The following is a 25,495-nucleotide window of genomic DNA, read 5'->3' on the forward strand; positions in this document are numbered from 1 at the left end:
ACGGCAGGGAGAGCAGCATGAGTGAAGCAAGGGTATTGGCGTGTATCGACGGTTCTACAGCGGGTGAGGCGGTCTGTGACTACGCCGCCTGGGCCAGTCTTCAACTCAATGCGCCATTGGCGCTGTTGCACGTACTTGAACCCATGCTTGCCTGCGCCCCGGCTGACCTGTCTGGCAGCATCGGACTGGGCAGCCGTGAGCATCTGTTGAGCGAATTGGCTGAAGTTGACGAGCGTCGAGCACGCCTGCTGCGCGAGCAGGGTCAGGTGATGCTCGACGCGGCCGCTGAGCGCGTGCGCGCTGATGGGGTGAGCGATCCGATTGTGCGCCAGCGCCATGGCCGCCTGGTGGATACGCTGCAGGAGATCGAAGCTGAGGTTCGGCTCCTGGTCATGGGGCGGCAGGGTGAGGCCGGAGACAGTGCGGCGAGTCAGGTTGGCAGCCAGCTGGAAAGTGTCATTCGTACCTTGCATCGACCTATTCTGGTTACGGCGGGACAGTTTCGTGTGCCCAAGCGCGTGCTGGTCGCCTTCGACAACAGCCCCAGCGTGCGCAAGGGGCTTGATCTGTTGTTGCAGAGCCCGTTGCTTGCCGGGTTGTCGATTCACCTGCTGATGGTCGGGGCAGATACCGCTGACGCCAGGCAGGCGCTCGAGGCCGAACGCATTCGGTTGCAGCAGGAGGGCTTTACTGCCAGCGCTGATATCCGGGCCGGCGATGTGCAGGACGTGCTGCTTGGTTGTCGCCGTGAGCTGGATGCGGATCTGATCGTCATGGGCGCCTACGGCCACTCGCGGATTCGTCAGTTCCTGGTCGGCAGCACCACCACGGCCATGCTGCAGCGCACCGACTGTCCGTTACTGCTGCTGCGCTGATCGGCTCTCTCTAAAGCGGCAGGCGGGCGCCGGCCGCTTCAACTAGAATGCGCGCCAGGCCATCCCAGGGTGAGCCCGGTGCCTGTCCCTTGATTTGCTCATCCACGGTTTGCGCGGCATTCAGCCAGCGCTCCCAGGCATCGGCCGGGTGGCGTTGCAGGGCGCCGCGCAGCAGCGGCTTGCGCTTGTCCCAGACCGGCGGGCGCTGACTGGAAAACACTTTGTCCAGCGGGATGCCGCGCGCCTGCTGCTGTGCCATGTCGGTCAGCGAGCGCAGTTCGCGGCTGACCGCCCACAGCACCACAGGCGCCTCGACGCCTTCGCCGCGCAGGCCCTGCAGCATGCGCAAGGCATGTTGTGGCTGGCCCTGCAGCATGGCATCGCTGAGGTGGAAGATATCAAAGCGCGCGCTGTCGGCGACTACCTGTTGCACCGTGTCCAGTGTCAGTTGCCCCTGAGGGCAGTAGAGCTTGAGCTTTTCGATCTCCTGGGCGGCGGCCAGCAGGTTACCCTCTACCCGGGCGCTGAGCAGCTCGACGGCGTCCGGGCTGGCCTGCAGGCCAGCTTGGGCCAGACGGTCGCGAATCCAGGTGGGCAGTTGCTGTGGCTCAATCGGCCAGATTTGCACAAACCGGCTGTCGGCATGATCGATCAGCGCCTTGGCCCACTTGCTGCGCTGTGTGCTGCCGTCGAGCTTGGGCAGGCTGATCAGCAGGGTGGTGTCCTCGGCGGGTTGCTCAAGATAGGCGATCAGCGCCTTGGCGCCCGCGTCGCCGGGCTTGCCCGAGGGCAGGCGCAGCTCCAGCAGGCGCTTCTGGGCGAACAGTGACAGGCTGTGGCTGGCTTCGTAGAGCTGCGCCCAGTCGAAACTGCGGTCTACATCAAACACCTGGCGTTCTTCGCTGCCGGCGGCGCGGCAGGCCTGGCGAATCAGGTCGCAGGCCTCGCCGCACAGCAGTGGGTCATCACCACTGACCACGTAGACCGGCGCCAGCTCTTCCTTGAGCTGCTTGCCCAGCTGGGGCGCGTTGAGCTTCATGCGGTGCTCAGTTTTCCTGCTGGTTAAGGCGAGACTCGTAGCTCGACAGTTGCCCTTCGGTGATGCTGGACAGGCGGAATAGCAGCTGACGGGTCAGATCCTGACGCATTTCCCGGCGCAGCAGCTCCTCTTCCTCGGTGGTGCCGATGATGTTGTCCTTGTCGTTGACGTAGGTGCGCTGCGTGCCCAGGGTTTCCGGGCCGACCAGCGGCCGGCCCTGACGGTCGGCGATCTGGAAGGTCAGGCTGCTGCTCAGTTCATACTCGGCCGGCGTGGAACTGCTGGTATAGCTGACGGCGCGGCGGCTCTGGTTTTCTTCCAGTAGCTGCAGCTGGTAGGGCGCGGTCGCGGTAACTTCTACCCCGTCAATTTCCAGGGCTTGCAGTACCTGCTGGTAGGTTGGTCCATAGCGGTTGTGGGCGCTGACATCGAGCTGGTTCAGCTCAACGCTGTCGACACCAGTGCCGCGCAGGTGAAACCCGCAGCCGGAGGCGAGCAGGGTTGCGCCAAGCACGGCGCAGCTGAGCAGCAGGCGGGGTGTAGTCAGTGACATCTTGGCTCTCCGTTGCAAAATCAGTTGGCGACAATGTTGACCAGCTTGCCGGGGACGACGATGACCTTGCGGATCGTCAGTCCTTCGGTAAAGCGCAGCACATTCTCGTTATCCCGGGCGGTGGCTTCAATCAGCTCGCGGCTGGCATCGGCGGCGACTTCAATATGGCCGCGCAGCTTGCCGTTGACCTGAATCACCAGTTGCAGGCTGTCCTGAACCAGTGCGCTCTCGTCGACCTGCGGCCAGCGGGCATCAATGATGGCGTCGCTGTGGCCCAGTGACTGCCAGAGGCTGTGGCTGATGTGCGGGGCAATCGGGGCCAGCACCAGAGCGACAGTCTCAAGGCCTTCCTGCAGCAGCGCGCGATCCTGCTCGGCGTCCTGCGGGGCTTTTTCGAGCACGTTCATCAGGGTCATCACGGCGGCGATGGCGGTGTTGAACTTGTGGTGCTGACCGATATCCTGGCTGGCCTGCTTGATGGCCAGGTGGATGGCCCGGCGGACGGCTTTCTGGTCGTCGCTCAGGCTGCTGAGGTCGGCTTTTGCTGCCGGGCCCTTGGCGTGATGCTGCTGGCTCAGGCGCCAAACGCGGCGCAGGAAGCGCTGGGCGCCTTCAACACCGGAGTCGGACCATTCCAGGCTCATGTCCGGCGGCGAGGCGAACATCATGAACAGACGGCAGGTATCGGCACCGTACTGGTCGATCATGGCCTGCGGGTCAACGCCGTTGTTCTTCGACTTGGACATCTTCTCGGTGCCGCCGATCTCGACCGGCTGGCCGTCGCTGCGCAGGGTAGCGGCGATGATTTTGCCCTTGCCGTCGCGCTCGATATCAACGTCGGCCGGGTTGTACCAGGTCTTGGAGCCATTGGCTTCAAGGCGGAAGTAGGTGTCGGCCAGAACCATGCCTTGGGTCAACAGGTTTTTGAACGGCTCGTTGCTGTTGACCAAGCCCTCGTCGCGCATCAGCTTGTGGAAGAAGCGGGCGTAGAGCAGGTGCAGAATCGCGTGTTCGATACCGCCGATGTACTGATCAACCGGCAGCCAGTGGTTGGCCGCAGCCGGATCGACCATACCCTGATCGTACTGCGGGCTGGCGTAGCGCGCGTAGTACCAGGAGCTCTCGACGAAGGTATCCATGGTGTCGGTTTCGCGCTTGGCAGCGGCGCCGCATTTCGGGCAGGTGCACTCGTAGAACTCAGGCATCTTCGCCAGCGGGCTGCCGGCGCCATCGGGGATCACGTCTTCGGGCAGTACGACGGGCAGTTGATCATCCGGCACCGGTACGTCGCCGCAGCTGTCGCAATGGATAATCGGGATCGGGCAGCCCCAGTAACGCTGACGGCTGATGCCCCAGTCGCGCAGGCGGAATTGGGTGCGCGGCTCGCCCAGGCCTTTTTGCTTCAGCACTTCGCCGATAGCGGTGAAGGCGCTGTCGTAATCCAGGCCGTCGAATTCTTCGGAGTTGATCAGCTCGCCTTTCTCGCCGTAGGCGTCTTGCCACGGCTCGGGTGTTTGGTCACCGGCGGAGGTGCGGATAACCGGCTTGATCGGCAGACTGTACTTGCTGGCAAAGGCAAAGTCGCGCTCATCGTGCGCCGGCACGGCCATCACTGCGCCCTCGCCGTAGCCCATCAGTACGTAGTTGGCGACCCACACGGGCAGCTTCTCGCCGGTCAGCGGATGCAACACGTACAGCGGGGTCGGCAGGCCTTTCTTTTCCTGGGTGGCAATATCCGCCTCGGCCACGCCGCCGCGCTTGCACTCATCGATAAAGGCCTGCAGCTCGGCGTTGCCTTCGGCGGCCTGGCTGGCCAGCGGGTGCTCGGCGGCGACGGCAACGTAGGTTGCGCCCATCAGCGTGTCGGGACGGGTGGTGAAGACCTTCAGGGTGCCGTCATGACCGATGCTGGCGCTGTCGTACGGGAACTGGACTTCCATCCCGGTGGACTTGCCGATCCAGTTGCGCTGCATGGTCTTGACCTGTTCCGGCCAGCCGGTCAGTTCATCCAGCGAGCTGAGCAGCTCGTCGGCGTAGTTGGTGATCGCGAAGTAGTACATCGGGATTTCGCGCTTCTCGATGACTGCGCCGCTGCGCCAGCCCTTGCCGTCGATCACCTGCTCGTTGGCCAGTACGGTCTGGTCGACCGGGTCCCAGTTCACGGTACCGTTCTTGCGGTAGATGATGCCTTTCTCGAACAGGCGGGTGAACAGCCACTGCTCCCAACGGTAATAGTCGGGTTTGCACGTGGCGATCTCACGCGTCCAGTCGATTGCCAGACCCAGGCTTTTCAGCTGGGTGCGCATGTAGTCGATGTTGGAGTAGGTCCAGGCGGCCGGGGCTACCTTGTTGTTCATCGCGGCGTTTTCTGCCGGCATGCCGAACGCGTCCCAGCCCATGGGCTGCAGCACATTCTTGCCCTGCATGCGCTGGTAGCGGGCGATCACGTCACCGATGGTGTAGTTGCGCACATGCCCCATGTGTAGCTTGCCGCTGGGGTACGGAAACATCGACAGGCAGTAGTAGGTGTCCTGATCGGGGGTTTCGGTAACCTTGAATGCGTTGGCGTTGTCCCAGTCGGCCTGGGCTGCGGCTTCTATCTCACTTGGTGAATACTGTTCTTGCATGGCGTGGGTCTGGTGACTCGTACGGAGGAAAAAGGAATGGGGCAGGATACACCACCAGGGGCGGCTCAGGTAGTCGCTGTGCCATTCGTCGTCGGGCCTCTGGCAAGGGCGCAACCGCGTCTATTCTCTAGGAAAGCCCGCACCCTGCTGGTACGGGCAAATCCGCTCGGGAGGTGACAGCATGTGCGCAGGAATTTCAGAGACGCTGGCCAGTCGTTCTGCCGACAGTGGCTATAGCCGCTTGCTGCGACGGTTGGATCAGGCTCTGGATATGGCGCACACGCGACAGTGGATGGGCGGTAACGCAGAGTTGCCCTCGGAGCTGGAGCTCAAGGGCCTTAGTGAGGCTGACCTGTTGCTACTGCAACAAATACTCTGTGCGCTGGCCGAGCGTACGCCTTTACCGGGGCTGGCGCCGCCGCAGGGTACACGGCACTAGCACCAAGGCAGCCAGCACTACCAGCGGCCAGCTGCGCCAGCGCAGGTAGGGCGTCAGGCCGGTCATGGGTTGCACCTCGCCAATGAGCACCTCCTGCTGGAACTGCGGTATGCGCTCGCGGATGCTGCCGCGTGGATCAATCAGTGCGGTAACGCCGTTGTTGGTGGCGCGGATCATCCAGCGCTGGGCCTCAATGGCGCGCATCTGTGCCATCTGCAGGTGCTGCAGCGGGCCAATCGAAGAACCAAACCAGCTGTCGTTGCTGATGGTGATCAGCAGCTCGCTCTGCGCTGCCAGTCTGGTTGCAAAGTCGGGGTAGACGGCCTCATAGCAGATCAGGGGGGCGAGGGCGTAGCCGGCAGCCTGAAGTGGCGGCTGGTCGGCCGGGCCGCGGCTGAAGCTGGACATGGGCAGGTCGAAAAAGTCGATCAGCCCGCGCAGCAGGTCTTCGAGTGGTACGTACTCGCCAAAGGGCACCAGTTTTTGCTTCAGGTACTGGCTGCGTGGCTCGCTGCCGCCGACCATGATGCCGTTGTAGATGCGCAGGCCATCGGCGTCCTGGGTGTCGACCGGGATGCCGGTGATCAGGGTGCGGCCCTCTTCGGCCAGGTTGGCGGCGATTCCGTCGACGAAATATTGGCCCTGGCTCTGCAGAATGGGCACCGCTGTTTCCGGCCAGACCACCAGGTCGGTGGGTGGCTGGGCGTAGGTCAGGTCGCGATACAGCTCCAGGGTGCGGGTAATGTAGGCCGGGTCCCATTTATTGGACTGGGCGATATTGGCCTGCACCAGGTTGACGCTCAGGCGCTTGCCCGTTGGCTGGGTCCAGTCGATGTAGGACAGCAGCAGCCCCCCGCCCCAGATAAAGCCGAACAGCAGCGCCGCGCCGACCAGTTGCAGCGGCTTGCGCGCCAGGCGCCATTCGCTCAGCAGGCAGGCCATGAAAACCGATAGCACGCCCAGCAACCAGACGCCGCCCACCGGCGCCCAGCCGGCCAGCCAGGTGTGGCTGTGGGCGTAGCCGTGATACAGCCAGGGGAAGCCGGTCAGGAACCAGCTGCGAAACATCTCCTGGGCAAACCACAGCAGGGCAAAGCTCAGGCTGCCGAGCCAGGCGCCGGCGGGGCGCAAAAAGCGCACCCACAGCCAGGCCATCAGGGCAAAGAAACAGGCCAGGCCCAGTTCCAGACCGCCGGTCAGGAAGGCCGCCAGCGGCGGTGACGCGTTGCCATGCAGATGGATGCTGATATAGATCCAGGACACGCCAGAGGCGAACAGCCCCAGCCCCCAGGCGCCGCCGCGCAGCGCCGCCTGCCGTGGCGTGACCTCCTTGAGCCCCTGATACAGCAGCGCCACCGAGAGCATGCCTAGTGGCCAGAGGTTGTAAGGGGCGAAGGACAGCGTGCTGAGCGCCCCGGCGACCAGGGCAATCAGGTGGCCGACGAGGCCGGGGCCGCGCAGGCGGCTCAGCAGGGCGTGCATGGGGTGTTCCTTATCGCGATGGACTCAGCGGTTGACCAGGGTAACGCGCAGCAGGTGAACCCGGCGGCTGTCGGCGTTCAGCACGCGCACCCGGAAGCCGTCCAGCTCCACCACCTCGTTGCGCTTGGGCAGATGGCCGAAGGCATTCATCACCAGGCCGCCGACCGTATCGAACTCTTCGTCGGGGAAGCTGGTTTCAAAGTGCTCGTTGAATTCGTCGATGGGGGTCAGGCCCTTGACCAGATAATCGCCGCTCGGCAGCGGCTTGATCTGGCTGTCCTCGTCGACATCGTGCTCGTCTTCGATGTCACCGACAATCTGCTCCAGCACGTCCTCGATGGTTACCAGGCCGGCAACGCCGCCGTATTCGTCGATGACCACGGCCATGTGGTTGCGGGTGGCGCGAAACTCTTTCAGCAGCACATTCAGACGCTTGGACTCAGGCACAAAGGTGGCCGGGCGCAGGATGTCCTTGATGTTGAAGCGTTCGGTGTTTTCTTCCAGCAGCAGCGGCAGCAAATCTTTGGCCAGCAGCACGCCGAGCACGTCATCAATGCTCTCGCCGATGACCGGGAAGCGCGAGTGCGCTGCCTCGATGACTGCCGGCAGGAATTCACGCGGGCTTTGGGTCGCCTTGATGGTGGTCATCTGCGAGCGCGGCACCATAATGTCGCGGACCTGCATGTCCGAGACCTGCAGTGCACCCTCGATGATCGACAGGGCCTCAATATCCAGAACCTCGTTGCTGTGCGCCTCGCGCAGCAGTTCGAGCAGTTCCTGGCGGTTCTTGGGTTCATGGACAAAAGCCTGGACTAGCTTATCCAGCCACGACTTATGCCCGTTGGTCGATCGATCTTCGCTCATTGATCCTTACTCATTATCGTCAAGATAGGGGTCGGCTATGCCGAGTTCTGCCAGCAATTCCCGTTCCAGGCTTTCCATTTCTTCGGCGTCATCGTCGTCGATGTGATCATAGCCGAGCAAGTGCAGACAGCCGTGGATAACCATGTGCGCCCAGTGGGCGAGCAGGGGTTTGTTCTGTTCGGCGGCCTCTTTGGCCACCACAGGGACGCAGATAATCAGATCGCCCAGTAGCGGCAAATCGAGTTCGGCAGGCAGGTCAGCGGGAAAGGACAACACGTTGGTCGCGTAGTCCCTGCCGCGGTAGGTGTGATTCAGCTGGCGGCCCTCATCGGCGTCCACCAGACGGATGGTCAGCTCTCGGTCGGTACCGGTCCCCAATGCCAGCCCGACCCAGCGTATGAAGCTGTCGTCGTCGGGCTGATCTGAGGCGCTGGAGGCGCGCTGGATATCCAGCTCAATGCTCATCGCGGCGTTCCCGGCGGGCGCTTTCCTGCAGTGCATCAAAGCGGTCATAGGCTTCGACAATGCGCTGCACCAGTGGGTGACGCACCACGTCCTTGGATTGGAAGTGGGTAAAGCCGATGCCTTTGACGTCCTTGAGGACCTCGGTGACATGTGCAAGGCCCGAGCGCGTGCCGCGCGGCAGGTCGACCTGGGTGATGTCGCCAGTGATCACGGCGGTCGAGCCAAAACCGATGCGCGTGAGGAACATTTTCATCTGTTCCAGCGTGGTGTTTTGCGACTCGTCGAGAATGATAAAGCTGTTGTTCAGCGTGCGGCCACGCATGTACGCCAGCGGGGCAATCTCGATCACCTGCTTTTCGATCAGCTTGGCAACCTGTTCAAAACCGAGCATCTCGTACAGGGCGTCGTACAGCGGACGCAGGTAGGGGTCGATCTTCTGAGCCAGGTCGCCCGGCAGAAAGCCCAGCTTCTCGCCGGCTTCAACCGCCGGGCGCACCAGCAGGATGCGGCGAACCTGCTCGCGCTCCAGGGCGTCTACCGCGCAGGCGACGGCCAGATAGGTCTTGCCGGTGCCCGCCGGGCCGATACCGAAGTTGATGTCGTGCTCCTGAATGGAGCGCACATAATTTTGCTGATTGGGCCCGCGCGGCTGAATGGTCATCTTGCGGGTACGCAGGATCACCGGCTTCTGGTTGCCGCCACCGCTGTCCAGGGTCTCACTCAGGCTCTCCAGCCCAGACTCCTGCAGATACAGGTGTACGGTATCCGGGCTCAGGGCGTCATTGTCGCGGGTTTCGCGGTAGAGCTGGCGTAACACCGCCTCGGCGGCGCGGGTCAGCGACTCGTCGCCAATCAGCTCGAAGTGATTGCCGCGGTTGCGCACTTCGATACCGAGACGCTGCTCGATCAGGTGGAGATTTTCATCGAACTGGCCACAAAGGCTGGCAAAACGTCGCGGATCGACGGGTTCGATGCTGAAACGATGGATGTGTGCGGATGCGTTCAAAATGGTCCAGATGGCGCCGTGTGGCTAAAGGGCGTACAGCATAACGCCCGTTGGGCGGGAGGAAAAGCTAAACAAACTTGGGCCGGAAGCTGGAGGCTTGAAGCTTCCAGCTTCCAGCCGGGGGTTTACCCCGCCAGCTGGCCCCTGAGCGAATGCGGCAGCGCTTCGAGGATCTCGACATCAACAAACTGGCCGATCAGGCCCGGGTTGTCGCAGCGGAAGTTGACCACGCGGTTGTGCTCGGTGCGGCCCTGCAGCATGCCCGGGTCCTTCTTGGAGAAGTCGCTGACCAGGATACGCTGGGTGGTGCCGACCATGCGGCGGCTGTTCTCGAAGCCCTGTTGGTTCAGGCGGGCCTGGAGGATTTGCAGGCGCTGCTTTTTCACGTCCATCGGCGTGTCGTCGTTCAGGTCGGCCGCCGGGGTGCCGGGGCGGGCGCTGTAGACGAAGGAGTAGGAAAAGTCGAAGCCGACATCCTCAACCAGTTTCATGGTCTGCTCGAAATCGCGCTCGGTTTCACCGGGGAAGCCGATGATGAAGTCGGAGCTGAGGATAATGTCCGGCACCGCAGCTTTGAGCTTGCGGATGCGCGACTTGTATTCCAGCGCGGTGTGGTTGCGTTTCATCGCCGCCAGGACGCGGTCGGAGCCCGACTGCACCGGCAGATGCAGGTATTTCACCAGCTTCGGGATCTCGGCGTGGGCCTGGATGATGGCGTCCGAGAATTCCAGCGGGTGGCTGGTGGTGTAGCGAATGCGTTCGATACCGTCGATGGCGGCAACCGCGTGCAGCAGGTCGGCAAAGTCGGTGCCGTCAAAGCGGTAGCCGTTGACGTTCTGGCCCAGCAGGGTAACTTCCTTGACGCCGTTTTCAGCCAGGTGAACGATTTCGCTCAGCACATCGGCCAGTGGGCGGCTGACTTCTTCGCCACGGGTGTAGGGCACCACGCAGAAACTGCAGTACTTGCTGCAGCCTTCCATGATCGAGACAAAGGCGGTCGGGCCGTCTACGCGCGGCTCGGGCAGGGCGTCGAACTTTTCGATCTCGGGGAAGCTGACGTCCACCTGCGGCTGATGGGTGGTACGCGCAGCGTCGATCATCTCGGGTAGACGGTGCAGGGTCTGCGGGCCGAACACCACGTCGACGTAGGAGGCGCGGTCGCGGATGGCGGTGCCTTCCTGACTGGCGACGCAGCCGCCAACGCCGATGATCAGCTCGGGATTCTTCTCTTTCAGCGGGCGCCAGCGTCCCAGCTCGGAAAAGACCTTTTCCTGCGCTTTCTCGCGGATCGAGCAGGTGTTGAGCAGAATGACATCCGCCTCATCGGGGTTGTCGGTCAGCTCCATTGCCTGGTGGTCGCCGAGCAGGTCTGCCATGCGCGAGCTGTCATACTCGTTCATTTGGCAGCCGTGGGTCTGGATAAAGAGTTTCTTGGCCATGGGAGTGTGCTGGGGATGCTGGAAAAGGGGGCGATTATACACACAAGCGCCTGCCTTTGTTATGGCGGCCCCTGTGCTATGATGCGCGCCCGCCGAGCGGTCCTGCTCCGGCGTTCCTTCATGTATGTCAAAGTGTTGATCAAGCCGCCATGAGCAAAGAACAGCAACCGGTCTTTCGAGTCATCTTCCAGAACCAGGGACAGGTTTTCGAGCTTTACGCCCAGCAGATCTTTCAGAGTGAGCTGTGGGGCTTCATGGAAATAGAAGAGCTGATTTTCGGTGAGCGCTCACAGATGCTGGTTGATCCGGCGGAAGAGAAGCTCAAGAGTCAGTTCGAGGGCGTCAAGCGCAGCTTTATCCCGGTGCACTCGATCATTCGTATCGATGAGGTGGAGCGGGTAGGCACGGCCAAGATCAGCGAGGCGACCGGTGGCAGCAATATCATGCACTTTCCGATGCCGCCTCGCAGCGACAAGTAACGGAGCCAACCCTAAGGCAGCTCCAGTTCCCCGTCTGCTTCGGTTTCCTCGTCGCCCTGCTGCTCCTGCGGCTCAGGCTCGGCGGGGATGCTGCCGCTCAGCTGTTCCTCGCGAATCTGTGCTAGGTAGTCTCGGAACAGGGTGCCGAGCACGTGGTTGGCCACCTGGGTTTCCTGCTCGTTCATCTGCAGGGCGATGAGGTCGGCTGCATCCATGGCCTCGTTGCTGCCGTTGACGGCCGCCATCTTCAGGATGATGTAGGCCTGTGGCAGGTTGCGGGTAACGCCTTCGCCCTGAAAGTGCATCATGCCGAGGCGGTACTGCGCCTGGGGCTGGCCCTGAATCGACGCTTTTTCCAGCCAGGTCAGGGCGCTGGCATAGTTGCGTTCCACCCGTTCGCCCCGGTAGTACAGCTGCCCCAGCTCGAACTGGGCGCGCAGATCGCCGCCGTTGGCGGCCTCTTCACACACTTCAATGGCCATCGGCAGGCTGTCATCGTCCACCCGCTCAAAGGCGCAGCGGTCCTCCGCGCTGATCAGCAGCGGGTTGTCAGACTGGGCCAGCAGTGGCGCCGCTGGCAGAGCCAGCAGGCCGAACAGGGCAAGGTGCGTGAGCGGGCGGTGCATGGGCAGATCAGGGTCTCGGTTAGGAATCATCGCCCGACGCTTCGGCGTCGGAGGTGGGTCTATTGTGCGCCTGTTCGCTCAGCAGGCCAACCGCCAAAGCCGCGCCCAGCAGTGCCGGGTACAGCGACAGCAGCGCGCCGCTGGCGCCGTACAGGTCGGCCAGTGGCGCCGAGCCGGGCTGCAGCAGCGGTGCCAGGGTGCCGGCGGCGCAGACCAGCGCCATGGGCAGCGGGCGGCGGTCGTTGCCGAGTACCCGCAGGCAGGCGAGCAGCATGACCAGCAGGGCTGCGCAGTTGATCAGCCACTGATAGCTGTGCAGCAGGTCCATGCGCCGGGTCAGCTCAAAGGCTGCCATCAGGCCGAGGAGGATGCGCCCCCAGTTGGCCGGCTGCCAGCGCAGGCCGAGCCCGAGATAGAGCGCGGCCAGCCCGAGTAGTGGCAGGCTGAGGTTTTGCGCGGCCAGGCCAAGGATGCGCTGGGTATGCGCCAGCTCGCTGGCGCCGGGCAATGCACCCAGGCTCAGCAGCATACTGGCGCCGGCGGCCAATCCCAGTCCGAGCAGGGCGGCGGTGATGGCGCCGCGTGCCGGTGCGTCGAGCGGCGCGCGCTGACGCCAGAGCCAGACGCCAACGGCAATCAGCAGCAACGTCAGCAACACATGACCCAGTGCGATCATAGGGCGGCGAAAGCTTTTTCAGCTGCGTCCAGGGTCAGTTTCAGTTCAGCGTCGCCGTGGGCAATGGAGGTGAAGCCGGCCTCGAACGCGCTGGGTGCCAGGTAGACGCCGCCATCGAGCATCAGGTGGAAGAACTTCTTGAAGCGTTCCGCGTCACTGGCCATCACGTCGTCAAAGGTGACGATGTCGTCGGCGCCGGAGAAGTACAGGCCGAACATGGCACCGGCCTGTGTGGTGACGAACGGGATGCCTGCGGCATCGGCGCGTTCCTGTAGGCCTGCCAGCATGCGGCTGGTGTAGTCGGTCAGCTCGTCATGGAAGCCGGGACGCTTGATCAGGCGCAGGGTGGTCAGACCGGCGGCCATGGCCAGCGGGTTACCCGACAAGGTACCAGCCTGGTAGACCGGGCCGAGCGGGGCGATACATTCCATCACGGCGCGCTTGCCACCAAAGCAGCCAACCGGCATGCCGCCGCCGATGATCTTGCCGAAGGTGGTGAGGTCGGGCGTCACGCCGTAGTGGGCCTGAGCACCGCCAAGGGCTACGCGGAAACCGGTCATTACTTCGTCAAAAATCAGCACTACGCCGTGCTCGTCGCAGGCCTCGCGCAGGCCCTGCAGGAAGCCGGGGGCCGGCGGTACGCAGTTCATGTTGCCGGCAACCGGCTCAACGATGATGCAGGCGACCTGCTGGCCAACGTCGGCCAGGGTGCTGCGCACCGCTTCGATGTCGTTGAAGGGTAGCGTCAGGGTGTGCTTGGCAAAGTCGGCCGGCACGCCCGCCGAGCTGGGTACGCCCTGGGTCAGCAGGCCGGAACCGGCCTTGACCAGCAGGCTGTCGGAATGGCCGTGGTAGCAGCCTTCGAACTTGATGATGCTGTCGCGTCCGGTGTAGCCACGGGCCAGGCGAATGGCGCTCATAGTGGCTTCAGTACCGGAGCTGACCATACGCACCATGTCCATCGACGGAACCAGCGAGCAGACCAGTTCGGCCATTTCGGTTTCCAGCGCGGTCGGCGCGCCGTAGGACAGGCCGTGCTGCAGCTGATTGCGCACCGCGTCCAGTACGTCCGGGTGGCTGTGGCCAAGGATCATCGGGCCCCAGGAGCCGACGTAATCAACGTAACGCTTGTCGTCTTCATCAATGACGTAGGCACCTTCGGCGTGCTTGAAGAACAGCGGCGTGCCGCCGACGCTCTTGAACGCGCGGACCGGCGAGTTGACGCCGCCTGGGATGTGTTTCTGGGCGCTGGCAAACAGGGATTCGGAACGGGACATGGAAATGGCTCCTGGGAATTACGGGGTTAGCTGGTAGCTGATCGACCCTTGATTGTCGACAACAATGCCTTGTTTGATCAGCTCGTCTATCAGTGCCTGTACAGCCTGAGTTGTGAGCTTTTTCTGGAACTTTGAGTGCAGGTCTGTGGCTAGCGTGCTTAGCTTGGCCGGTTTGGCTTTGTTTGCCTTTATTAAATGCTTCTTTGCAAACTGCACGCGCTCCTGCAGAGACATCTGGGTTGGTGTCTTCTTCGTAGTAGCTTTCGTGCTGGCGGGAGGCGGTGCTTTTGCTTGGGTGGTGCCAACTCGGCTGCTTTTTACTCCGATGCTGCGCATGTGCTTAAGCAAAGGGTCGTAACCAGTGTCTTTCGATATGACCACAATTTGACAGCTCGGCTCTTTGCATGAGAGCTGCCCCATGTAGAACGCGATATAGAAATCCAAGGCGTTTTTGCCAGACTCTTGAACGCGAATGTACTGGGCCCTCTCGCCGAAGCCTTGAATTTCCTGAGCAAGCTCGACGCTAATTTTGGGCTGGTTTGCACCGACGAAAACTTTCAGTGAGAAGCCTTCTTTCTGGAACTTCTCCAGTGAAGCTGGTTGTATGTTTTCAAGGTCTAGGAGCGCGTATTTTGTTTGCATGAAGGCCTATCCATGGCAGGTGAAAAACTGGCTGAAAGCGAGTGCTCTATGCCGGACGTCTTCTGCTGATTTTTCCCCAAACAGGCCGTTGATCACGGCCAGGTAGTCGGCGCCGGCGTCCAGCAGGGGGGCGGCGTTGTCCAGTGTGATGCCACCGATAGCAACGATCGGCACGCTGAAGCGAGCGCGAGCGGCGCGTAGCAGTGGCACATCGGCACTGGGGCCGCCAGGTTTGGTTTGCGAGGTAAAAAAGCGGCCAAAGGCAATGTGGCCGGCACCGTCTTCCAGTGCCTGCTCGGCCAGTTGCAGGCTGGCGTGGCAGGTGGCGCCGATCAGTGCGTCGGGACCAAGTTGCTGACGGGCCTCGCGTAGGGAGCCGTCTTCCTGGCCCAGGTGCAGGCCAACGCCGAGCTCGGCGGCCAGCGCCAGATCATCATTGATGATCAGCTCGCAGCCATGCTTGCGGCACAGGGCTGCCAACTGGCCGGCTTCTTCCAGCCGTTTGACGGCATCGCCGGATTTGTCGCGGTACTGCAGCCAGCGGGCGCCGCCGCTGATGGCGGCTTCGACGTAAGGCAGCAGCTTGCCGTCTGCCAGCAGCGTGCTGTCGGTAATGGCGTACAGGCCGCGCTGGCTCATGAGCAGAAGTCCAGCGGCAGGCGACGCGGCACGTACTGGCCGTGACCAGGCTGCTCGGCGTCGCGCAGGGTGCGCCAGGTGTAATCCAGTGCCGAGCGCACTGCGCTGACCAGTTCTTCACCGAGCGCCAGGCGCCCGGCCAGCGTGCTGGCCAGGGTGCAGCCGGAGCCGTGATAGCTGCCGGGCAGCCGTGGGCAGGTAAAGTCGTGGCGGCTGCCGTCGGCGCAATACAGGCGGTTGTGAATCTCCGCCTCGTCACCGTGGCCGCCGGTGATCAGCAGGTGGCGAATATGGGGCAGCAGCTTGGCCGCGCACTCATCGGCGCTGCCCTCTGGCAGTTCAGCCAGAATGCGTGCCTCCGGCAGATTGGGCGTGGCGATGGCGGCAGCCGGGAACAGGCGCTCGCGAATGGCAAAGCCGACGTCGTCCTTGCCCAGCGAGCCACCGCCGCCGGCGCGCAGCACCGGGTCGCAGACCAGCGGCGTGTCGGGCAGGCGTTGCATCAACTCCAGCACGGTGTCGACCATCTCGACCGAGCCCAGCATGCCCAGCTTGACCGCTGAAATCGGCATGTCGCTGATCACCTTGTTGGCCTGGGCCAGCACCCAGTCGCGGTCCAGCACGCGGAAGTCGCTGACGTCGACGGTGTCCTGCACGGTCAGTGCGGTCACCGTGGGGGCCGCGTGACAGCCCTGGGCGATCAGCGCCTCGATGTCGGCCTGCAGGCCGGCACCACCACTTGGATCGTGGCCGGAGAGGCAGAGGACGACGGGCTTGAACGGGTTGGGTTGGGACATGGCGAGTGGTTCCGCGAGCTGACGGGCGTTTAACCAGCTCCGGCGCGCGCTCGGAGCTGGCATGACAGCCCGCTAGCATACCATCTTGCCCGCCGCGCGGGGTGTTCAGCCGCTGTGTCTATGCAGCCTCTGTTGCGCTGGATCGTAACGCCAGTGTGGCTGGCCCGGCTGCAGCGCAACGCCACCAACCCAGTAGCCAGTCGCGCGGCAATTGAAACCGTCGGCTTTTCCTTGCACTACCGCCTGGCCTTGCGGGCTCAGTTGAATGACGCGCCGGGGCCAGTCGGCCTCGCTGCTGTCGATGTGCAGCAAGGGCGTCGGGCCGGCGAGCAGGGGCTGCAGCAGCCACCAGAACATCAGGTCGCCCAGATAGGGCAGCGGTTCGTCATGCCGCATCAGGGCGGCAAACACCTTGCCTGTCGGCAGCGGCCCTTCGCGCTCAAGAATTTGCAAGCTCAGGCGCTCGGTCAGGCCGAGCCCGCAATCCAGGTCCGGTAGTTGCTGCAGATGCCGATGCAGCGCGGTGCCGAGCATCGGCAGCGCGGGTGTGCCGGTTTTGATCAGAGCCAGCAGGGCGGCCGGGTCATCCGCTGTCAGCGCTTGCCAGGCGTCGCTGCCCAGGCGAAGCTGCTCGGGCGTGACCTGTTTGCGCTGCGGCCAGAGCCAGCTCAGTACCTCAGGGGCGAGTTGACCTATACCGATAAAGCGCTTCACGCCCGGCACCTGGTCAACTGCAATCAACTGCAGCTCTGCGCTGGGCTGCAGCTCGCGCAGGCGGTGCAGCAGGTAGGCAAGAATCAGTTGGTCGTAGCTGTCGTGCTCGAACCACAGCACGATGCGTTGATACTGGTCGAGTTTGAGTAGTGTGCCGTAGCCCTGTTGCTGGCGGCCCAGCGCATCGGCAGGCGCCAGATCAAAAGCCTCTGCAAGAAAGGTGGCGCGCTCGCGCAATAGCGTTTCTGGGGCGCTGTCACTCAGCGGGCCGATGCAGTAAGGGTCGGAAAACTCGAGAAAGTCACCGGTCAGGCCCGCAGTGCGCAAACTGTGCTGAATATCGCTGCCGCAGCGGATATGCAGGGTCTTTAGGTCCTGATCGCCCTCGCTCAGCAGTCGTTGATTGGCCAGGTTAATGCTGTCGATGTGCTGCTTGAGCCGCGGCCAGCTGGCAAAACCGCACTCGCGGGCAATAACCAGTTGAGCGTCCGCCAGCTTGAGTGCGCCGCTACGCGGGGTGATCCACTGGGTGACACGCGCTAAGGCTGAGTGCTCGCCTGCGTTGATGCCCTTGAGCAATTCCTTGGCGCGCTTGCGTTGCTGCTCAAGATTGAGGCGGCCGTTGCTGATCGGTCGGGTGCTGGTGCTGGACATACGATCCCCTTATCGGGCCTGTGTCCGCCTGGCAGGCTGGGTGTCGTATGGGTAACTCAAGATGAGGTGAAGCGGGCGCAGCCCTTTCCGCGAACGGGGACGCCTATGCGGCGCGAACCAGAGGATCGCTTTTGGTCGCTCGGTTGTCAACCGACCTTGGCCGCTTCTGACACTGGTTCTCGGTTGGGCGTGTTGTCTACACTGTGAGACAGAGTGGACACCAACCAGACTAACAACAAGGTGGTATATGAAAGCGATTGATCAATGGTTTCACGAATACGGAGAGAGCCACCGTAACCCGGTCAACAAGCTGACCCATTGGATCTGCGTGCCGCTGATTACCTTCAGTGTGCTCGGCATGCTGTGGGCCATTCACCCCTGGGTGGCGATGCTGGTGGTAGGGGCCTCGCTGCTGTTTTACGCCATGCTGTCCTGGCAGATTGCGGCGGCCATGCTGGTTGTCAGCCTGGTGATGCTGCTGATTCTCAGCATGATGACCTATGTGTTCTGGCCCAGCGTGGCAATTTTTGTGCTGGCCTGGATTGGTCAGTTCATCGGCCACCATATCGAGGGTAAGAAGCCGTCGTTCTTCAAGGATGTGCAGTTTCTGCTGATTGGTCCGGCGTGGCTCTTGGGGTTTATCTTCCGGCTGTTTGGTATTCGCTACTGAGTTGAGCGGGGCGCCGGGCGGCGCCCCGTTTGCTTTACGACAGTTGGTGCTTCATCACCTTACCGTTCGCGTTGCGCGGCAGCATATCCATTTCTGCGTACAGGCGCGGGCGTTTGTAGTCGGCCAGTAGCGGTTCCAGGTAGGCCGATAGCTCGGCGTGCAGGTCGGCAACTGGTTCACGCACAACCACCACAGCCTTTACCGTCTCGCCCCACTGCGGATGCGGCACACCGAACACGGCTACTTCTGCCACGTTTGGATGAGCCTCCAGCGCAACTTCAATCTCGCGTGGATAGACGTTTACACCGCCGGAAATAATCAGCTCCTTGGCGCGGCCCAGTACCCAGTAATAGCCGGCAGCGTCGCGCCGGGCGAGGTCGCCGGAGTCCAGCCAGCCGTCGCTGTGCAGACACTCTGCGGTGGCGTCGGGCTTGTTCCAGTAACCGAGCATCATGCCCTCGGTGCGAATCTGGATTTGGCCGGTGCCCTCACCGATAACCTCATTACCCTGTTCATCCACCAGACGCAGTTCCGTGTGCAGCGCGCCACGGCAGCCGATTGAGCCGGCTTTGCTGGCATGTTCGGCGGGCATCATGATGCTGCCGCTGGGGCCTGCCTCGGTCAGGCCGTAGACGCAGTACAGGCGGTCGGTCTGCATGCGGTCGGCGAGTATTTCCAGCTGCTCGGTCGACATGGGGCCGCCGCCGTAGATCCAGTACTGCATGGAGCTGATGTCGCGCTCGGCGATATCCGGCTGCTGCGCCGTCATCATGAAGGCGACCGGGGCGCCGAAGAAGTGGGTGGTGCGTTCCTTCTCGACGGTGTCCAGCAGCAGTGTCGGATGGAACTCCGGCAATACCACATGCGCTGCGCCAACGTAGGTGCCGCCCAGCAGAAAGACGTTGAGCGGGGCAGAATGGGTCAGCGGCATCATATGCAGCAGTCGGCTGTATGGGCGCATGTCCATTTCCACCGCCGAGGCGGTAGCCACCGTCAGCAGGGCGTGGTGGTGGAACAGCACGCCCTTGGGTTTGCCGGTGGTGCCCGAGGTGTAGAGCAGCGTGCAGGGCTGCTCGCTGTCCATGTCGGCAACCAGCCAGCGGGCGTGCATCTCGGCTACCTGCGCGGCTGGCTGATCCAGGCGCAGGCAGGTGGACAATGCGCTGGCGCGATGTGCGTATTCGCCCTGGGCGATGACCAGGCGCGCGTCGCAGTCGCCCAGGATGTATTCCAGCTCGGCACTGGTCAGGCGGGCGTTGACCGGCACCACGATGGCGCCGAGGTTGATGACGGCAAAGTACCCCAGCACCCAGCTGTAGCTGTTGGGCATGTACAGGGCGACCCGGTCGCCCGCGCTGATCTGGTACTGCTCGTGCAGGTACGCTGCCAGGCGCAGACTCTGGTCGTGCAGTTCGGACCAGCTGAGGCGGCAGTCCGCTGTGATCAGGGCTTCGCCCGCAGGGAATTTGCGGGCGTTGACCGCGAGCAGCTTGGGAATGTTCATGGGGTGTCCATCCTGTTGTTTTCGTTGAGTGATGGGAGTTTATGGGCGGGTTTTAGTCGGCGCTTGGCAGTTCACGCCACTGGCCCGGCTGCAGGTCGCCTAGCATCCAGTCGCCGATACGCACGCGCACCAGTCGCAGGGTTGGCAGCCCAACGGCTGCGGTCATGCGGCGTACCTGGCGGTTGCGGCCTTCGCGAATGGTGATCGCCAACCAACTGGTCGGTACGCTTTTGCGAAAGCGCACTGGCGGGTTGCGCGGCCACAGCGTGGGTTCTTCGATTTGCTCGACTTCTGCCGGTCGAGTCGGGCCGTCGTTTAGCTCAGGCCCGGCGCGCAGCTGCGCCAACTGCTGCTCGCTGGGCTCGCCCTCTACTTGCACCCAGTAGGTTTTGGGCAGCTTGTGTTTCGGGTCGGTGATGCGCGCCTGCAGGCGGCCATCGTTGGTGAGCAGCAGCAGACCCTCGCTGTCGCGGTCCAGCCGGCCGGCGGGGTAAACGCCCGGTACCGAGACAAAGTCGCGCAAGGTCGCTCGGCCGTCGCCGTCTGTGAACTGAGTAAGCACGTCGAAGGGCTTGTTCAGGGCAATCAAACGTGGCTCGGCTGGCGGCGGCGCGGGTTTGCGGCGTGTGCGCTGAGGCGGTCGCGAGCGAGGCGGGCGGGGCGTTTGCTTCATGGCATTCCCTGGTCAGGTTGGGTGGCAGTGGGGCCGGGCATTGTCCATTTGCCCGGCGCTGGCTGCAACGCGCTGGTCAGCTTCCAAGGCCATCGGCGGACAGTACGGCGATGGTGACAGTGGCCTTGCTGAACAGCCGCTTCTTGCCATCCTGCAGTGCGAATACCTCGGCCTCCACCACGCTGATCTGTTTGCCCGGTTTGAGCACCTCGGCGCGGCACAGCAGGGTGTCACACAGCGCCGGGCGCAGCAGGTTGACTTTGAACTCGACGGTCAGCGGGGCGAAGCCTTCTGGCACCAGAGTCGCGGCGGCGGCGCCTGCGGTGTGATCGGCAATGGTGCCCTGTACGCCCGCGTGGACAAAACCATTCTGCTGGCTGTGGCGGTGGAGAATCGGCAGTTCGGTCTCCACCCAGCCGGGGCCGCAGGCAACCAGCTTGACGCCAAGGTCGCCAAGGAACGGCGCGCGGGCAAAGCCGCTGCGCACCAGCTCTTCGATCTGTTCTTGTGTTCGGCTCATGTTCACTCCTGCAGCGTTGTTGGGGTGGAGCGGGCGACCAGTGCTTCAACATCCAGGCCGCGGGGCAGGGTGCCGTAGGCCTGTCCGTGCTCGCCGAGGCGGCTGGCAATAAACGCATCGGAGACGGTGCTGTTGCCCGCTTCCAGCAGCAGCTTGGCCTGCAGTGCGATGGCAACGTCTTCGGTCAGCTGGCGGGCGCGATACTGAATATCGTCGGTGTCGGCGAACTGCTGCTTGATGCGCTCGATGCGCTGCTTGAGCGCGCTTGAGCCGTGGCCGTCACCGAGTTCGGCAAACAGGACATCGAGTACGCCGGGCTCCTTGGATAGCGCGCGCAGCACGTCCAGGCATTGCACATTACCCGAGCCTTCCCAGATCGAGTTGACCGGTGCTTCGCGGTACAGGCGCGGCAGAATGGTCTCTTCCACGTAACCGGCGCCGCCAAGGCACTCCTGGGCTTCGTTAATCATTCCCGGGGCGCGTTTGCAGATCCAGTACTTGCCGATGGCGGTGACCAGGCGAGCAAACTTGTCCTCTTGCTCGTCATGCGCGTTGTCCAGCGAGTAACCCATGCGCATGGTCAAGGCCAGCGCCGCTTCGCTCTCCAGCGCCAGGTCGGCCAGTACGTTCTGCATCAGCGGTTGTTCGCTCAGCACTCGCGTGCCGACGGTGCGGTGCGCGCAGTGGTGTGCAGCCTGCGTCAGCGCCTGACGCATCAGCGAGCTGGAGCCGATCATGCAGTCAAAGCGGGTCAGCGAGACCATTTCAATAATGGTCGGTACGCCACGGCCTTCCGGCCCGATCATCCAGGCCAGCGCGCCGCGGTATTCCACTTCGCTGGAGGCGTTGGCCCAGTTGCCCAGTTTGTTCTTCAGGCGCTGAACGTAGAATTCGTTGCGGCTGCCGTCCGGGCGGTGGCGCGGCAGCAGAAAACAGCTCAGTCCCTTGTCGGTCTGCGCCAGAGTGAGGAAGGCGTCGCACATGGGGGCCGAACAGAACCACTTGTGGCCGATCAGTTCATACGCCTGCCCCGGGCCGCCGACGCCGACCGGGTAGGCGCGGGTGGTGTTGGCGCGCACATCGGTGCCGCCCTGTTTCTCGGTCATGGCCATGCCGATGGTGGCACCGGTCTTCTGCGCAATCGGCAGGTTGCGCGGGTCGTACTGGCCGGACAGGATCTTCGGCAGCCAGATCTCGGCGAGGTCCGGCTGCAGGCGCAGTGCAGGCACGCAGGCGTACGTCATTGTCATCGGGCAACTGGTGCCCGCCTCGGCCTGGTTGTGCAGGTACATGGTGGCTGCCCGAGCGACCTGTGCGCCGGGGCGCGGGTCAGTCCAGGGGGCGCTGGTGATCCCCGCCTTGATGCCAGCGGCCATCAGCTCGTGGTAGGCCGGGTGAAAGTCGACCATGTCCACACGGTGCCCATAGCGGTCGTGGCTCTTGAACGCCGGCTTGTTCTCGTTGGCCAGGAACCCTGCCTCCATCAGCGCGCCGCCCGCCAGCTGGCCGTAGGCGCTGAGCTGTTCGTCGGCCCAGCCACCGTGATAACGGCGTACCCATTCCTGTAGTGGCAGATCGCTGCGGTACAGGTTCAGGCCGTCCAGCGGCGGCACCTGATTGGTGACCTCGTGGGTTTCGGCGTAGTGATGCAGCTGACTCATGGAACCTCCTTGGCGTTGATGGCGCGCAGACAGAAACGAACAATGGCGAGGGTGACGGCTTCCAGCGATTCGCTGGGCAGGCCGCTTTCGCGGTCTGCGCGGGCTTGAGGGGAGAGGGGGCCGACCAGTGATTCGGCGACGGCGCCGACCACGCAGGCCGATGTCATGGGGATGTTCTCGACCTCAAAGCTACCGTCGGCGATGCCCTCGGCAATCAGCTCGCCGTACAGCGATGCATAGGCTTGACGGTAGTGCAGGCGCCGGGTTTCGACTTCTTCCTCGGCCGGTTCGGCGATCAGGGCATAGGCAAGCTGGCGGCTATGCCAGGCGCGTGCGGCAAACTGCGTGAGGCCGCTCTTGAGGCGGTCTACTGCGCGGCCGGGGCGCTGAAACTCGCGCTTAAGGGTTTCCAGCTCAATGCGGGTAGCTTTGACAAAGACATCGGCGGCTAGCGCGCCCTTGCCCGGGAAGTGTCGGTAGAGGCTGCCGGTGGCGACGCCAGCGGCGCGCGCCAGGCCGCTCATGGTCAGGTTGCCGAAGCCGTTGTCGGCAACCTGCTGCAAGGCGCAGTTGAGAATATGTTCACGCAGCGCCTGATCGCGCTCGATGCGCTGGGCGGTGGTGCGGTAGGCCATGCACTGAATCCTGTATTGTTCTTGTTGGATAAGCTGCACGGTCGCGCAGGAGCGTGCAGCAGATCTTTAGTGAATCAGGATTCAGACTTTGGGGCAGCGGGGAAAACAGCCAGAAAAGCGGCTGAATTGGTCAGTGTTCGACCACCATGATCAACACTTCCTTGATCACAAAGGCCAGCACACCCAGGCCCAGGGCAAAAAACAGCACTGCGGTGCCCCAGCGCCCGGCCTGGGATTTTTTTGCCAGATCCCAGACGATGAACCCCATAAAGGCAACCAGCCCGAAAATCATCAGGGGCATGGCAATGGCTTCGAACTGTTCGTAGTCCACAGGCGACTCCGGCTTAAAAGTGGGGCGCCAGTATACCGGCGTGCCGGTGATAAATCAGTGCTTCCCTAGATGCTTGAGCGGCAGCTCGGTGCTGGCGATGATCTGGTTGAGCACAAAGCTGGAGCGCACGCTGGACACGCCTTCGATACGCGTCAGGGTGCCCAGCAGCAGTTGCTGGTAGTGCTCCATGTCAGGCACTACCACGCGCAGGTGGTAGTCAGCGTCCATGCCGGTAACCAGGCAGCAGTCCAGTACTTCCGGACATTGGGAGATTACCTGCTCAAAGCCGGCGAAGCGCTCGGGGGTGTGGCGATCCATGCCGATCATCACAAAGGCGGTGAGTTTGAGGCCCAGTTTGGCCGGGTCCAGCAGTGCAACCTGGCGGCGGATCAGACCGCTTTCCTCCAGCTGTTTTACCCGGCGCGAACAGGGCGAGGGTGACAGACCGATGCGCTCGGCCAGCTCCTGATTGCTGATGCGGGCGTCGTGTTGCAGGGCGGCGAGGATCTTCAGGTCGTACCGATCCAGGTTAAGTGATTCCATGTTTTTAACCAATTGCTAAATTTATTTGATTTTTAGTTTTTTGTTGCGCAGTTGGCAAGTATTTGTGCAAATAAAGGGAATTAATGTCCGGCCTGTCGCGATACCATGTTCAACAGATTCAGCCATAGCCGGTCGTCCAGACCGCTGCGTCCACAAGGCGAAGCGGAGCCAGAGCATCCAGAAGGTGTGCGGCAAGCCGGTTACCCAGCCCACAAGGCACGGGAGCAAAGGCATCATCCCAAGAGGATGGAAGGGGACGTAAAAAGGCGAGCTGCCCTGCAGGCAGCTCGCCTTTTTTTATGCGTTCAGGCCGGGTCTTTGTGGACCAGTACGTCGGCCTGAGGATAACGCGCCATGATGGCCAGTCGGGCTTGCTCGCCCCGTTCGTGGGCATCAGCCAGCGTGAGCGTGGCCGGCAGCTCCAAGTGCAGCTGCATAAACCAGTGCTGCCCGGACTGGCGGGTGCGCAGATCATGCACGTCGATGACATCGGGCACCGAGCGGGCGATGCGCAACGCCTCGGCACGTACCTCGTCGGGCAGCTCATGGTCCATCAGAATCTGGATGGCATCCAACCCGATACGCACGGCGCCGTAGCCTATGAACAGCGCAATGCCCAGGCCGAACAACGCATCTGCCTGCTGAATGCCGAAGTGGGCGAGCAGCAGCGCGATGATGATGCTGAGGTTCAGCAGCAGGTCAGAGCGGTAGTGCAGGGAGTCGGCGCCAACGGCGGTGGAGTTGGTGCGGGCGATCACGTGTTTCTGAATGGCCAGCAGGCCAAGGGTGGCTGCGATGGAAAACACCATCACGGCCACGCCGGCCCAAGCGGTGTCCAGTGGCTCTGGGTTGAGCAGACGGTTAACGCCCTGCAGCAGCACCAGCACGGCTGACCCGGTGATAAAGGCAGACTGGGCCAGACCAGCCAGCGCCTCTGCCTTGCCGTGGCCAAAGCGGTGTTCCTTGTCGGCGGGTTTGAGCGCGTAACCCACGGCAAACAGGTTGATGATCGATGCCACGGCGTCCATCAGCGAGTCGATCAGGCCGGCCAGCAGGCTGACCGAGCCGGTGCTGATCCAGACCGTGGCTTTCAGCACGATCAGAATCAGGGCAACGGCGACCGAGGCGCGGGTAGCCAGCCTTAGCAGGCGGGCGCGCTCTTCTCCTGTGGCCTGCGGTTTATCCATTAGCCGCGACCGGTGCGCTGCAGCAGGGCCTGCTGGCTGAGTGAGTCGGCCTTGATCTGGGTGGCGTTGGCGAGCGGCAGGTCTTGGCCCAGCTCCTGCTTGAGGATCTGCTGCAGCATGGCGGTGTCGACCTCTCCGTCTGCGTCTACCGCCTGTTGCAGAGTATCCGGAGCAACGCTGTATTTGCCGTTTGGCAGGTAGATGGCGCCGGTCGCAAAGTCCACACCAAAGGCGATCAGCCCCGGGATGATATAGATCAGCAGGCCAATGCCATTGAGGATGGCAACGCCCGGGTCAATCTGGCCGCTGATCTGGCCGCGGCGTTCGGGGTAAAAAATAGTGCCACAGGCAGTGAGCTGGGTGACCAGGGCACTGCAGAGCATAGCGGTGGACAGCAATTTCAGGCGACTATTCACGGGTAAGGGCTCACAAAAGGGGGGTAAACCAACTGCGCTAGCATAGCGGGCGGTCCGAGTGA

General features: G+C 62.8%; 28 protein-coding genes. 4 read left to right on the forward strand and 24 right to left on the reverse strand.

From position 1 onward, the window contains the following. Positions 1-17 precede the first annotated feature (17 nt). On the forward strand, positions 18-875 hold the full coding sequence (locus BM116_RS04020; protein WP_083723691.1) for a universal stress protein: 858 nt from the start codon (positions 18-20) through the stop codon (positions 873-875). Positions 876-885: 10 nt separating this feature from the next. Here BM116_RS04020 and holA read toward each other — a convergent pair whose 3' ends face one another. The 3 genes from holA to leuS are packed head-to-tail and all read right to left on the reverse strand — an operon-like array spanning position 886 to position 5,094. Then, the gene (holA, locus tag BM116_RS04025) at positions 886-1,914 is read right to left on the reverse strand and encodes a DNA polymerase III subunit delta (protein WP_083723689.1); all 1,029 of its coding nucleotides are present in this window, start codon (positions 1,912-1,914) and stop codon (positions 886-888) included. 7 nt (positions 1,915-1,921) lie between these two features. Next, the gene (locus tag BM116_RS04030; protein WP_083723687.1) at positions 1,922-2,467 is read right to left on the reverse strand and encodes an LPS-assembly lipoprotein LptE; all 546 of its coding nucleotides are present in this window, start codon (positions 2,465-2,467) and stop codon (positions 1,922-1,924) included. Positions 2,468-2,487: 20 nt separating this feature from the next. Next, positions 2,488-5,094 carry a leucine--tRNA ligase gene (gene leuS / locus BM116_RS04035; RefSeq protein ID WP_083723685.1) on the reverse strand — a complete coding sequence of 869 codons (2,607 nt, stop codon included), beginning with the start codon at positions 5,092-5,094 and terminating at the stop codon, positions 2,488-2,490. A 181-nt stretch (positions 5,095-5,275) separates the two neighbouring features. Here leuS and BM116_RS04040 point away from each other — a divergent pair, with 181 nt between their 5' ends. Continuing rightward, the gene (locus tag BM116_RS04040; RefSeq protein ID WP_090475004.1) at positions 5,276-5,533 is read left to right on the forward strand and encodes a hypothetical protein; all 258 of its coding nucleotides are present in this window, start codon (positions 5,276-5,278) and stop codon (positions 5,531-5,533) included. Here the strand turns inward: BM116_RS04040 and lnt are convergent. The 5 genes from lnt to miaB form a co-directional block, all read right to left on the reverse strand. Continuing rightward, complete coding sequence (gene lnt, locus BM116_RS04045; RefSeq protein ID WP_083723683.1) at positions 5,495-7,015, reverse strand: apolipoprotein N-acyltransferase; 1,521 nt, start codon at positions 7,013-7,015, stop codon at positions 5,495-5,497. The two genes, BM116_RS04040 and lnt, sit on opposite strands and share 39 nt — an antisense overlap. 24 nt (positions 7,016-7,039) lie before the next feature. Then, entirely contained in the window at positions 7,040-7,879 is an 840-nt protein-coding gene (locus tag BM116_RS04050; RefSeq protein WP_083723681.1) for a CorC family transporter, read from the reverse strand. Between the two features lie 6 nt (positions 7,880-7,885). Further along, entirely contained in the window at positions 7,886-8,344 is a 459-nt protein-coding gene (gene ybeY, locus BM116_RS04055) for an rRNA maturation RNase YbeY (protein WP_083723679.1), read from the reverse strand. Next, positions 8,334-9,350 carry a PhoH family protein gene (locus tag BM116_RS04060; protein WP_083723677.1) on the reverse strand — a complete coding sequence of 339 codons (1,017 nt, stop codon included), beginning with the start codon at positions 9,348-9,350 and terminating at the stop codon, positions 8,334-8,336. The genes ybeY and BM116_RS04060 overlap by 11 nt, the downstream gene beginning before the upstream one ends. A 125-nt stretch (positions 9,351-9,475) precedes the next feature. Further along, the gene (gene miaB / locus BM116_RS04065) at positions 9,476-10,789 is read right to left on the reverse strand and encodes a tRNA (N6-isopentenyl adenosine(37)-C2)-methylthiotransferase MiaB (protein ID WP_083723675.1); all 1,314 of its coding nucleotides are present in this window, start codon (positions 10,787-10,789) and stop codon (positions 9,476-9,478) included. 149 nt (positions 10,790-10,938) lie between these two features. Between miaB and BM116_RS04070 the strand changes: the two genes are divergently transcribed. Continuing rightward, the gene (locus tag BM116_RS04070; protein ID WP_083723673.1) at positions 10,939-11,268 is read left to right on the forward strand and encodes a DUF1820 family protein; all 330 of its coding nucleotides are present in this window, start codon (positions 10,939-10,941) and stop codon (positions 11,266-11,268) included. An 11-nt stretch (positions 11,269-11,279) separates the two neighbouring features. Here the strand turns inward: BM116_RS04070 and BM116_RS04075 are convergent, their stop codons facing one another. From BM116_RS04075 to BM116_RS04105, 7 genes are all read right to left on the reverse strand, one after another. Next, positions 11,280-11,894 (reverse strand): tetratricopeptide repeat protein, encoded by a 615-nt coding sequence (locus BM116_RS04075; RefSeq protein WP_083723671.1) that lies wholly within the window; start codon positions 11,892-11,894, stop codon positions 11,280-11,282. 19 nt (positions 11,895-11,913) lie between these two features. Further along, positions 11,914-12,570, reverse strand: a complete 657-nt coding sequence (locus tag BM116_RS04080) for a hypothetical protein (RefSeq protein ID WP_083723669.1) — start codon at positions 12,568-12,570, stop codon at positions 11,914-11,916. Next, positions 12,567-13,847 carry a glutamate-1-semialdehyde 2,1-aminomutase gene (gene hemL / locus BM116_RS04085; protein ID WP_083723667.1) on the reverse strand — a complete coding sequence of 427 codons (1,281 nt, stop codon included), beginning with the start codon at positions 13,845-13,847 and terminating at the stop codon, positions 12,567-12,569. Before hemL ends, BM116_RS04080 begins: the two co-directional genes overlap by 4 nt. A gap of 18 nt (positions 13,848-13,865) precedes the next feature. After that, entirely contained in the window at positions 13,866-14,489 is a 624-nt protein-coding gene (locus BM116_RS04090) for a PIN domain-containing protein (RefSeq protein WP_083723665.1), read from the reverse strand. Positions 14,490-14,495: 6 nt separating this feature from the next. Next, positions 14,496-15,128 carry a thiamine phosphate synthase gene (thiE, locus tag BM116_RS04095; RefSeq protein WP_083723663.1) on the reverse strand — a complete coding sequence of 211 codons (633 nt, stop codon included), beginning with the start codon at positions 15,126-15,128 and terminating at the stop codon, positions 14,496-14,498. Further along, complete coding sequence (locus BM116_RS04100; protein ID WP_083723661.1) at positions 15,125-15,925, reverse strand: hydroxymethylpyrimidine/phosphomethylpyrimidine kinase; 801 nt, start codon at positions 15,923-15,925, stop codon at positions 15,125-15,127. Before BM116_RS04100 ends, thiE begins: the two co-directional genes overlap by 4 nt. A gap of 105 nt (positions 15,926-16,030) precedes the next feature. Continuing rightward, on the reverse strand, positions 16,031-17,293 hold the full coding sequence (locus BM116_RS04105) for a DUF1835 domain-containing protein (RefSeq protein WP_083723659.1): 1,263 nt from the start codon (positions 17,291-17,293) through the stop codon (positions 16,031-16,033). Positions 17,294-17,540: 247 nt separating this feature from the next. Here BM116_RS04105 and BM116_RS04110 point away from each other — a divergent pair, with 247 nt between their 5' ends. Beyond that, positions 17,541-17,963, forward strand: coding sequence for an Mpo1 family 2-hydroxy fatty acid dioxygenase (locus tag BM116_RS04110; RefSeq protein WP_083723657.1), 423 nt, complete (start codon positions 17,541-17,543; stop codon positions 17,961-17,963). 34 nt (positions 17,964-17,997) lie between these two features. Here the strand turns inward: BM116_RS04110 and BM116_RS04115 are convergent, their stop codons facing one another. The 9 genes from BM116_RS04115 to BM116_RS04155 all read right to left on the reverse strand — a co-directional run bounded on the left by BM116_RS04115 (position 17,998) and on the right by BM116_RS04155 (position 25,400). Continuing rightward, a complete protein-coding gene (locus BM116_RS04115; RefSeq protein ID WP_083723655.1) occupies positions 17,998-19,467 on the reverse strand; it encodes a class I adenylate-forming enzyme family protein in 1,470 nt (489 codons plus the stop codon). A gap of 52 nt (positions 19,468-19,519) precedes the next feature. Continuing rightward, complete coding sequence (locus tag BM116_RS04120) at positions 19,520-20,140, reverse strand: pseudouridine synthase (RefSeq protein WP_083723653.1); 621 nt, start codon at positions 20,138-20,140, stop codon at positions 19,520-19,522. A gap of 76 nt (positions 20,141-20,216) precedes the next feature. Then, a complete protein-coding gene (locus tag BM116_RS04125) occupies positions 20,217-20,660 on the reverse strand; it encodes a PaaI family thioesterase (RefSeq protein ID WP_083723651.1) in 444 nt (147 codons plus the stop codon). A 2-nt stretch (positions 20,661-20,662) separates the two neighbouring features. Beyond that, the gene (locus BM116_RS04130) at positions 20,663-22,321 is read right to left on the reverse strand and encodes an acyl-CoA dehydrogenase family protein (protein WP_083723649.1); all 1,659 of its coding nucleotides are present in this window, start codon (positions 22,319-22,321) and stop codon (positions 20,663-20,665) included. Beyond that, a complete protein-coding gene (locus BM116_RS04135) occupies positions 22,318-22,956 on the reverse strand; it encodes a TetR/AcrR family transcriptional regulator (protein WP_083723647.1) in 639 nt (212 codons plus the stop codon). Before BM116_RS04135 ends, BM116_RS04130 begins: the two co-directional genes overlap by 4 nt. A gap of 130 nt (positions 22,957-23,086) precedes the next feature. Next, entirely contained in the window at positions 23,087-23,287 is a 201-nt protein-coding gene (locus tag BM116_RS04140) for a DUF2788 domain-containing protein (RefSeq protein ID WP_083723645.1), read from the reverse strand. Positions 23,288-23,341: 54 nt separating this feature from the next. After that, positions 23,342-23,830, reverse strand: a complete 489-nt coding sequence (locus tag BM116_RS04145; RefSeq protein ID WP_083723643.1) for an Lrp/AsnC family transcriptional regulator — start codon at positions 23,828-23,830, stop codon at positions 23,342-23,344. A gap of 305 nt (positions 23,831-24,135) precedes the next feature. Continuing rightward, a complete protein-coding gene (locus BM116_RS04150) occupies positions 24,136-25,017 on the reverse strand; it encodes a cation diffusion facilitator family transporter (RefSeq protein WP_083723641.1) in 882 nt (293 codons plus the stop codon). Continuing rightward, entirely contained in the window at positions 25,017-25,400 is a 384-nt protein-coding gene (locus BM116_RS04155) for a polyribonucleotide nucleotidyltransferase (RefSeq protein WP_090475006.1), read from the reverse strand. Before BM116_RS04155 ends, BM116_RS04150 begins: the two co-directional genes overlap by 1 nt. Positions 25,401-25,495: the final 95 nt, after the last annotated feature.

This window comes from Halopseudomonas pachastrellae (genome assembly GCF_900114765.1).
Taxonomy (GTDB): Bacteria; Pseudomonadota; Gammaproteobacteria; order Pseudomonadales; family Pseudomonadaceae; genus Halopseudomonas; species Halopseudomonas pachastrellae.